Origin of the sequence: uncultured Salinisphaera sp., from assembly GCF_964012375.1 — a bacterium.
Lineage (GTDB): Bacteria > Pseudomonadota > Gammaproteobacteria > Nevskiales > Salinisphaeraceae > Salinisphaera.
Window position 1 is genome coordinate 42,581 of sequence record NZ_CAXGSH010000012.1, and the last position, 7,733, is coordinate 50,313.

The following is a 7,733-nucleotide window of genomic DNA, read 5'->3' on the forward strand; positions in this document are numbered from 1 at the left end:
CACGTGGTCGATGCGCAGCCCCGTTTTTTCATCGTGGCCGGAGAACAGTCCGGCGACGTGCTTGGCGCGGGGCTGATCCGCGCGCTGCGACAACGCTACCCCGGCGCCCGCTTCGAAGGCGTGACCGGGCCGCTCATGCGCGAGGCCGGCTGCGAAACGCTGGCAGATATCGAAGCGCTATCGCTGTTCGGCATCAGCGAAGTGATCGGTCAGATTCCGCGGCTGCTGCGTCTGCGACGGCGCCTGTTCGAGCACGTCGTCGCTACCCGGCCGGATGCGTTCATCGGTATCGACGCGCCGGCGTTCAATACCGGCCTCGAAATGCGGGTACGCCAGCGCGGTATCGCCACCGTCCACTATGTCTGTCCGACCGCCTGGGCCTGGCGACAGGGGCGCACCAAGAGCATTCGCAAGGCCGTCGACCTTTTGCTGGCGATATTTCCGTTCGAAGAAGCGTTCTTTCGCCGTTTCGATATCCCGGTGACGTTCGTCGGCCATCCTCTGGCCAACGAATTGCCCCTGCACCCCGACAGCACCAGCGCCCGGCGTGCCCTGGAGCTGGACACCGATGCGCCGCTTCTGGGTCTGCTGCCCGGCAGCCGTCGCTCCGAGGTCAGCCGGCTTGGGCCGGTGTTCATCGAAACCGCGCGCTGGCTGCAGGCGCGCCACCCGCAACTTCGGTTTGTGGCACCGATGGCGACACCCGCGGTGCGCGAACTCTTCGAAGCCCAGATTGCCGAGACGGGTGCGGATCTGGATATCCGGCTCATCGACGGGCGGTCGCGGGAAGTCATGCGCGCGGCCGACGTGCTGCTGCTGGCCTCGGGCACGGCCACGCTGGAGGCGCTGCTGGCAAAAACGCCGATGGTGGTGGCCTACAAGCTGTCGGCGATGAACTATGCGATCGCCCGTGTGTTCAACCTGATCAAGACCGAGCATGTGAGCATGCCCAATCTGCTCGCCCAGCGTGCGCTGGTGCCGGAGTGTCTGCAGCAGCAGGCCCGGGTTTCGGTACTGGGCCCCGAGGTCGAACGGCTGCTGGAATCCGGCCCGGCACGCGCGGCCCAGACCGATGCCTTTGACGCGATCCACCAGCAGCTGGCCTGCGACGCCGATGAGCGCGCTGCGAATGCGGTCGCCGCCCTTATCGAGGCGCGCCGATGAGGCGTCGAAAGCGTCGCTTTGCCTGTCCGTTGGTCGCCGGCGTGGACGAAGTGGGGCGGGGCCCGCTCGCCGGGCCGGTGGTCGCGGCCGCGGTCATTCTGCCGGCGCGGCCGCTGCTGCGCGGCCTGACCGATTCGAAGGCGATCGGGGCGGCCGAGCGCGAACGCCTGGATGAACGGATTCGCCAGCGCGCCCTTGCTTATGCCATCGCCGAAGCCTCCGCGGCCGAGATCGATAGTCTCAATATTCTGCAGGCGAGCCTGCTGGCCATGCAGCGTGCGGTGGCGGCGCTTTCGCTGACACCCTTTGTGGCCTGGGTGGACGGCAACCAGCCGCCGCCGTTGAACATGCCGCTGCGTACGGTGGTCGGCGGTGACGGCAGCGTACCGGCGATCAGCGCCGCCTCCATCATCGCCAAGGTGGCCCGCGATCGGCAGATGAGCGAGTTCGATGCCCGCTATCCGGGCTACGGCTTCGGCCAGCACAAGGGCTATGGCACGCGTGCCCATCGCGATGCCATCGACGCCCACGGGGTGACGCCGATACATCGGCGCAGCTTCGCGCCCGTGGCCCGGGCGCTGCAGCCGCACCAGATCGACTTCATCGATCAGCCCGGCTAGGGCCGAGCGCCCTGATGCCCACCGACCGCAGTATGGCGGTTCGCGGCTGCGCGCAGGGCCGTAGAAACACGGTCGCTGCAGCGCAGGGTCGCGTTGACGCGACGACGCCGAAGGCACGCGTGGCGTGCCTTGTCGACACAGACGAATGGTTAGTGCCCGAGCGTTGCGACAATCGCGCCGCATAGCTCGTTAGAATGATGAGCGACGCCGGCCGCGCCCCCTGCTGGGCGTGCCTGCCCGGCGCCACGTTTGCCCATGCCGGCGCCTGCTTCGAGGCGCTCGACCGATAGAAAAGCCTATGCCCGCTGAATTCGTCCATCTGCGTGTCCATACCGAATACTCCCTGTCCGACGGCATCGTGCGGATCAAGCCGCTGCTGGCGCAGACGCGGGAGGCGAACATGCCGGCGGTGGCGATCACCGACAATGTCAACCTGTTCGGCATGGTCAAGTTCTATAAGGCCGCGCTTGGCGCCGGCATCAAGCCGATCGTGGGCGTCGACCTGCATATCGACGAAGGCCCGCAGGAGACGCCGTCGCGGCTGACGCTGCTGGCCCAGAACCGGGTCGGCTATCGCAACCTCTGCGATCTGCTCACCCAGGCCTATCTGCACGGCCAGCATCGTGGGCAGGTGTTGTGCCAGCGCGAATGGGTGGCCGACAAGGCCGAGGGGCTGATCGCGCTCTCCGGCGGCATGGTCGGCGATACCGGCATGGCGCTGATGGCCGGCAAGCCGGAAATAGCCGATTCGCGCGCGCTGGCCTGGCAGCAGATATTCGGCGATCGCTACTATCTGGAAGTCACCCGCTGCGAGCGCAGCGGCGAGGCGGCCTGGCTTTCGGAGACGGTGGGGCTGGCCCTGCGCCACGATATTCCGATCGTTGCCACCAACGACGTGCGCTTTCCCCAAGCCGACGATTTCGATGCCCACGAAGCCCGCGTGGCCATCCACGGCGGCTACACGCTCGCCGATCCGCGCCGGCCGAAGAACTATACCCCCGAGCAGTATCTGAAAACCCCGGAACAGATGGCCGAGCTGTTCGCGGACCTGCCGGAAGCGTTGGAGAACAGCGTCGAGATCGCACGCCGCTGCAATCTCGAACTCACCCTGGGCGAGAACGTACTGCCCGAGTTCCCGGTGCCGGAAGGGCACGACGCTGCCACGTTCCTGCGCGCGGAGTCCGAATCGGGCCTGGCCGAACGCCTCGAGCTGCTGTACCCGGACGAAGACGAGCGCGAACGCCGCAAGCCGGAATACGATGCCCGCCTCGATCACGAACTCGACGTGATCAAGACCATGGGCTTTCCCGGCTACTTTCTCATCGTCGCCGACTTTATCCGCTGGGCGCGCGAGAACGGCGTGCCGGTGGGCCCGGGCCGTGGTTCGGGTGCCGGCTCGCTGGTGGCGTATGTGCTGGGTATTACCGACCTGGATCCATTGGCTTACGACCTGTTGTTCGAGCGGTTTCTCAACCCCGAACGTGTATCCATGCCCGACTTCGACGTCGACTTCTGCATGGACGGTCGCGACCGGGTCATCGAATACGTCGCCCAGCGCTACGGTCAGGAAAAGGTCAGCCAGATCATCACCTACGGCACCATGGCCGCGAAGGCGGTGGTGCGCGACGTCGGCCGTGTGCTCGGCCATCCCTACGGCATGGTCGACCGCATCGCCAAGCAGGTGCCGTTCGCGCCCGACATGACGCTCACGCGTGCGCTCGAGGAGTCGGAAGAGCTGCGCCAGTCGCGCGAGGATGAAGAGGTCGGCTATCTGCTCGATCTGGCGCTGGCGCTGGAGGGGCTGTCGCGCAACCCCGGCAAGCATGCGGGCGGCGTGGTGATCGCGCCGTCCAACCTCATCGATTTCACGCCGCTCTACTGCGAAGCCGGGGGCGGCAACCGGGTGACCCAGTTCGACAAGGACGATGTCGAAGCCGTCGGCCTGGTGAAGTTCGACTTTCTGGGCCTGCGTACGCTCACCATCATCGATCGGGCCGTGCAGGTGGCCAACGCACGGCTGGCGAAATCGGGCAAGGATCCGATCGATATCCGTTCTATCCCGCTGGACGACAAGAAGCCCTACGAACTGCTCAAGGCCGGCGATACCACGGCCGTGTTCCAGCTCGAATCCTCCGGTATGCGCCGGCTGGTCAAACAGCTCAAGCCCGACGAGCTGGAAGATATCGTCGCTCTCGTCGCCCTCTATCGTCCGGGCCCGCTCGAATCGGGCATGGTCGAGGACTTCATCGATCGCAAGCACGGCAAGGCCCGGGTCGTGTATCCGCACGACAGTCTCGCCGAGGTGCTCGAGCCCACCTACGGCGTGATCCTGTATCAGGAACAGGTGATGCAGATCGCCCAGGTGCTGGCCGGCTACAGCCTGGGCAACGCCGACCTGCTGCGTCGTGCCATGGGCAAGAAAAAGCCCGAGGAGATGGCCAAGCAGCGCGAGGGCTTCGTCCAGGGCGCGGTGGCGAACGGTATCGAAGAGAACACCGCAGCGTATATCTTCGATCTGGTGGAGAAGTTCGCCGGCTACGGCTTCAACAAGTCGCATTCGGCCGCCTATGCGCTTGTGTCTTACCAGACCGCCTGGCTCAAGGCCTATTACCCGGCCGATTTCATGTCGGCGGTGTTGTCGGCGGATATGGATCACACCGACAAGGTCGTGATCATGATCGACGAGTGCCATCGATTGAATATCGATGTGCTGCCACCGGACGTGAATTCTTCCGAATACAATTTTTCCGTGGTCGACGACAGCGCGATCCGCTACGGCCTGGGGGCGATCAAGGGCCTGGGCCGCGGCGCGATCGAAACCGTGATCGAGGAGCGCCGTGAGAACGGAACATACGCCAACCTCTACGACTTCTGTCGGCGTATCGATACCTCCAAGGCAAACCGTCGCGCTCTCGAAGCGCTGATCAACGCGGGCGCGCTGGACCAGCTGGGCCCGAACCGGGCCAGCCTCATGCAGGGGCTTACGCGGGCGCTGGCGGCCGCCGAGCAGGACCGCAGCGCGGCCAGCGCCGGCCAGAACGACATGTTCGGGCTGGCCGAAGATGCCACCGACAACGTCGGCCCGCCGTTGGAAGAACGCCCGGAATGGCCGGAGGACGAACGCCTGCGCGCCGAGCGCGATACCCTCGGTCTGTATCTGACCGGTCACCCGATCAAGGCCTGGGAAGACGAGCTCGCGCTTATGACCCAGGGCAAGATCGCCGAGCAGGTCGCGGCGATGCCGCGCCCGGAAGAGGGCGGTCGCGGGCGGCGCGGCGGCAACAAGCGCAGCGCGGTGGTGGCCGGCCTGGTGGTGGAAGTACGCCGGATGAAAAAAGGCCGCCGCATCATCGTGGTCCTGGACGACGGCAGCGCACGTATCGAATGCCCGCTGTTCGAGGAAAAAGCCGCCGAATACGGTCATCTGCTGGCGGCGGACAAGCTGGTGGTCGTCGAAGGCAAGCTGCAGTACGACGATTTCAGCGACGGCTTCCGGCTGAATGCAGAAACGGTCATGGACTTCGATACCGCCCAGGCGCGCTTCGCCCATCGCGTGCTGCTGCGGGCCACACCCAAGGTTGATGTCGATGCGCTGGTCGGCTGCGTGGACCGCCACCGCGCCGAGGAAGCCGGCTGCGACGTGGTCGTGCGCTACAGCAACGATCAGGCCCGCGCGGTGCTTACTCTGGGGGAAACGCGGGTGCGTCTATGCGACGAACTGCTAAGCGATCTGCGCCAGCTTGTGGGTGCGGATCACGTGCAAGTACGTTATCGTCGCGAACAGTCAATTACCCAATAAGCCGCGCAGCGGGCGAAGCAGCAATACACGATGGCGCAGAAAAACCTCGACTACCTCGATTTCGAACAGCCGATTGCCGAGTTACAGGAAAAGATCGAGGAGCTGCGCTTCGTCGCCGACGGCAGCGAGGTCAATCTCAGCGAAGAGATCACCAAGCTCGAAGGCAAGCGCCGCAGCCTGACCGAGCAGATCTTTTCCAAGCTGTCGACCTGGCAGGTCGCGCAGATGGCGCGTCATCCCCTGCGTCCGTACATGCAGGACTATATCGACGGCATGTTCACGGACTTCGTCGAGCTGCACGGTGATCGTGCCTATGCCGACGACCCGGCCATCATCGGCGGCACGGCCCGGCTGGGCGGGCAGTCGGTGATGGTGATCGGCCACCAGAAAGGCCGGGACACCAAGGAAAAGATCTATCGCAACTTCGGCATGCCGCGCCCGGAGGGCTATCGCAAGGCGCTGCGCCTGATGAAGCTCGCCGAGCGCTTCAACATGCCGGTGCTCACCTTCATCGATACGCCGGGCGCCTATCCGGGCATTGGCGCGGAAGAGCGCAATCAGTCCGAGGCCATCGCCCGCAATCTTTTCGAAATGGCCCGTCTACGCGTGCCGATCCTGTGTACCGTGGTCGGCGAGGGCGGCTCCGGCGGCGCGCTGGCGGTAGGCGTGGGCGATCACCTAATGATGCTCCAGTACAGCATCTACTCGGTGATTTCTCCGGAAGGCTGTGCCTCGATTCTGTGGAAGTCGGCCGAGCGGGCCGAGGAAGCGGCCGAGGCGATGAAGGTGGGCTCCGAGGATCTGCACCGGCTCAAGCTGGTCGACGAAGTGGTCGAAGAGCCGCTCGGCGGTGCCCATCGCGACCCCAAGCAGCTGATGAAGCAGATGCGTGAACGCCTGCTGGCGAACATGACGCGGCTCAAGCGCATGGGCGTCGACGAGCTGCTGGAAGCCCGCTACAACCGCTGGATGGCCTTCGGCGACTTCAAGCTCGTGGGGTGAAGCAGCGCTTCGCCTGCCTGCAGGCCGCGCTCGAGCGCCCGCCGGCGGGCACGCGCGGGCTCGTGCTGGCATTCAGTGGCGGCCTGGATTCCACCGCGCTGTTGCATGCCCTGGTCGAATCCGCGCCGGCGCTGCCCGTGCGTGCCATTCATGTCTGCCATCACCTGCAGCCCGACGCACAACGCTGGGCCGCGGACTGTGCGCGCCGGGCGGCCGCCTGGAACGTGGCATACACCCGTGTCGATATTCACGTGGCCACGGCCGGCCGCGGCCTCGAGGCGGCCGCACGCGAGGCCCGCTACGAGGCGTTATGCGCGGCGCTTGAGAGCGACGAAACGCTGATCACCGCACACCACGCCCGTGATCAGGCCGAAACCTTCCTGCTGCAGGCGCTGCGGGGTGCCGGCCCGCAAGGCCTGGCCGGCATGCCGCATAGCGCGCGCCTGGGCGAGCATCGGCACTGGCGGCCCTGGCTCGATATCGACCATGACACCATCGCGGCTTATGCCGAAGCACAGGGTCTGCAGTGGATCGACGACCCCAGCAATCACGACTCCGCGATCGCACGCAGCTTCCTGCGCGAATCGATCATGCCGCAGCTCAGACGCCGCTGGCCACAGGCCGACCGGTTGCTGGCCCGTAGTGCAGCGCATGCCCAAGAGGCCGCCGCCGCGATCGACACCCTGGCCGCGATCGACCTGGAACAGGCGCTGGCACAAGACGACGCGCTTGAGACGCACGTGCTCGACGGGCTGGGGCCGGCGCGTGCCAAGCAGGTCGTTCGCCGCTGGCTGGTACAGGCCGGACACGATCGACCCGACCACCGCCACGTCGCGCAGATTATCGAACTGGGGGCATCGCGCCTGGTCGCCAGTCCGGTGGTGGCGTTCGCGGATACCGAAGTACGGCTTTTTGACGGCCGGCTGTATGCGATGGCGCGCTTGCCGGCCGTGCGCGCCGACTTCGAGCAACGCTGGGATGGGCGCACGCCACTGTCGCTGCCAGCGGGCTGCGGGACGCTTGCCCTGGCGCCGGCGCCGCGCGTGGGTCTGGCTCTGACCGTCGCCCTGCGGCGCGGCGGCGAGCGCGTACCGGCGCGGTCGGGCGGGCATCGGCGCGTCAAGGACGTACTGCGCGAGGCGCGCCTG

5 protein-coding genes are annotated in these 7,733 nt (G+C 66.1%); all 5 read left to right on the forward strand.

Going from position 1 to position 7,733, the window contains the following annotated elements:
• Window positions 1–3 precede the first annotated feature (3 nt).
• Entirely contained in the window at window positions 4–1,164 is a 1,161-nt protein-coding gene (gene lpxB, locus ABNU97_RS03845; protein ID WP_348765428.1) for a lipid-A-disaccharide synthase, read from the forward strand.
• On the forward strand, window positions 1,161–1,784 hold the full coding sequence (rnhB, locus tag ABNU97_RS03850; protein ID WP_348765429.1) for a ribonuclease HII: 624 nt from the start codon (window positions 1,161–1,163) through the stop codon (window positions 1,782–1,784). Before lpxB ends, rnhB begins: the two co-directional genes overlap by 4 nt.
• A 298-nt stretch (window positions 1,785–2,082) precedes the next feature.
• Window positions 2,083–5,583, forward strand: coding sequence for a DNA polymerase III subunit alpha (gene dnaE, locus ABNU97_RS03855; protein WP_348765430.1), 3,501 nt, complete (start codon window positions 2,083–2,085; stop codon window positions 5,581–5,583).
• 30 nt (window positions 5,584–5,613) lie between these two features.
• Entirely contained in the window at window positions 5,614–6,585 is a 972-nt protein-coding gene (locus ABNU97_RS03860; protein WP_348765431.1) for an acetyl-CoA carboxylase carboxyltransferase subunit alpha, read from the forward strand.
• Window positions 6,582–7,733: tRNA lysidine(34) synthetase TilS (tilS, locus tag ABNU97_RS03865; protein WP_348765432.1), on the forward strand; the 1,152-nt coding region annotated here is incomplete at its 3' end. The genes ABNU97_RS03860 and tilS, both read left to right, overlap by 4 nt.

Bases quoted from the DNA above. Each gene is read 5' to 3' on its own strand.
- rnhB (WP_348765429.1), top strand. From the start codon at position 1,161: ATGAGGCGTCGAAAGCGTCGCTTTGCCTGTCCGTTGGTCGCCGGCGTG.
- dnaE (WP_348765430.1), top strand. From the start codon at position 2,083: ATGCCCGCTGAATTCGTCCATCTGCGTGTCCATACCGAATACTCCCTG.
- ABNU97_RS03860 (WP_348765431.1), top strand. From the start codon at position 5,614: ATGGCGCAGAAAAACCTCGACTACCTCGATTTCGAACAGCCGATTGCC.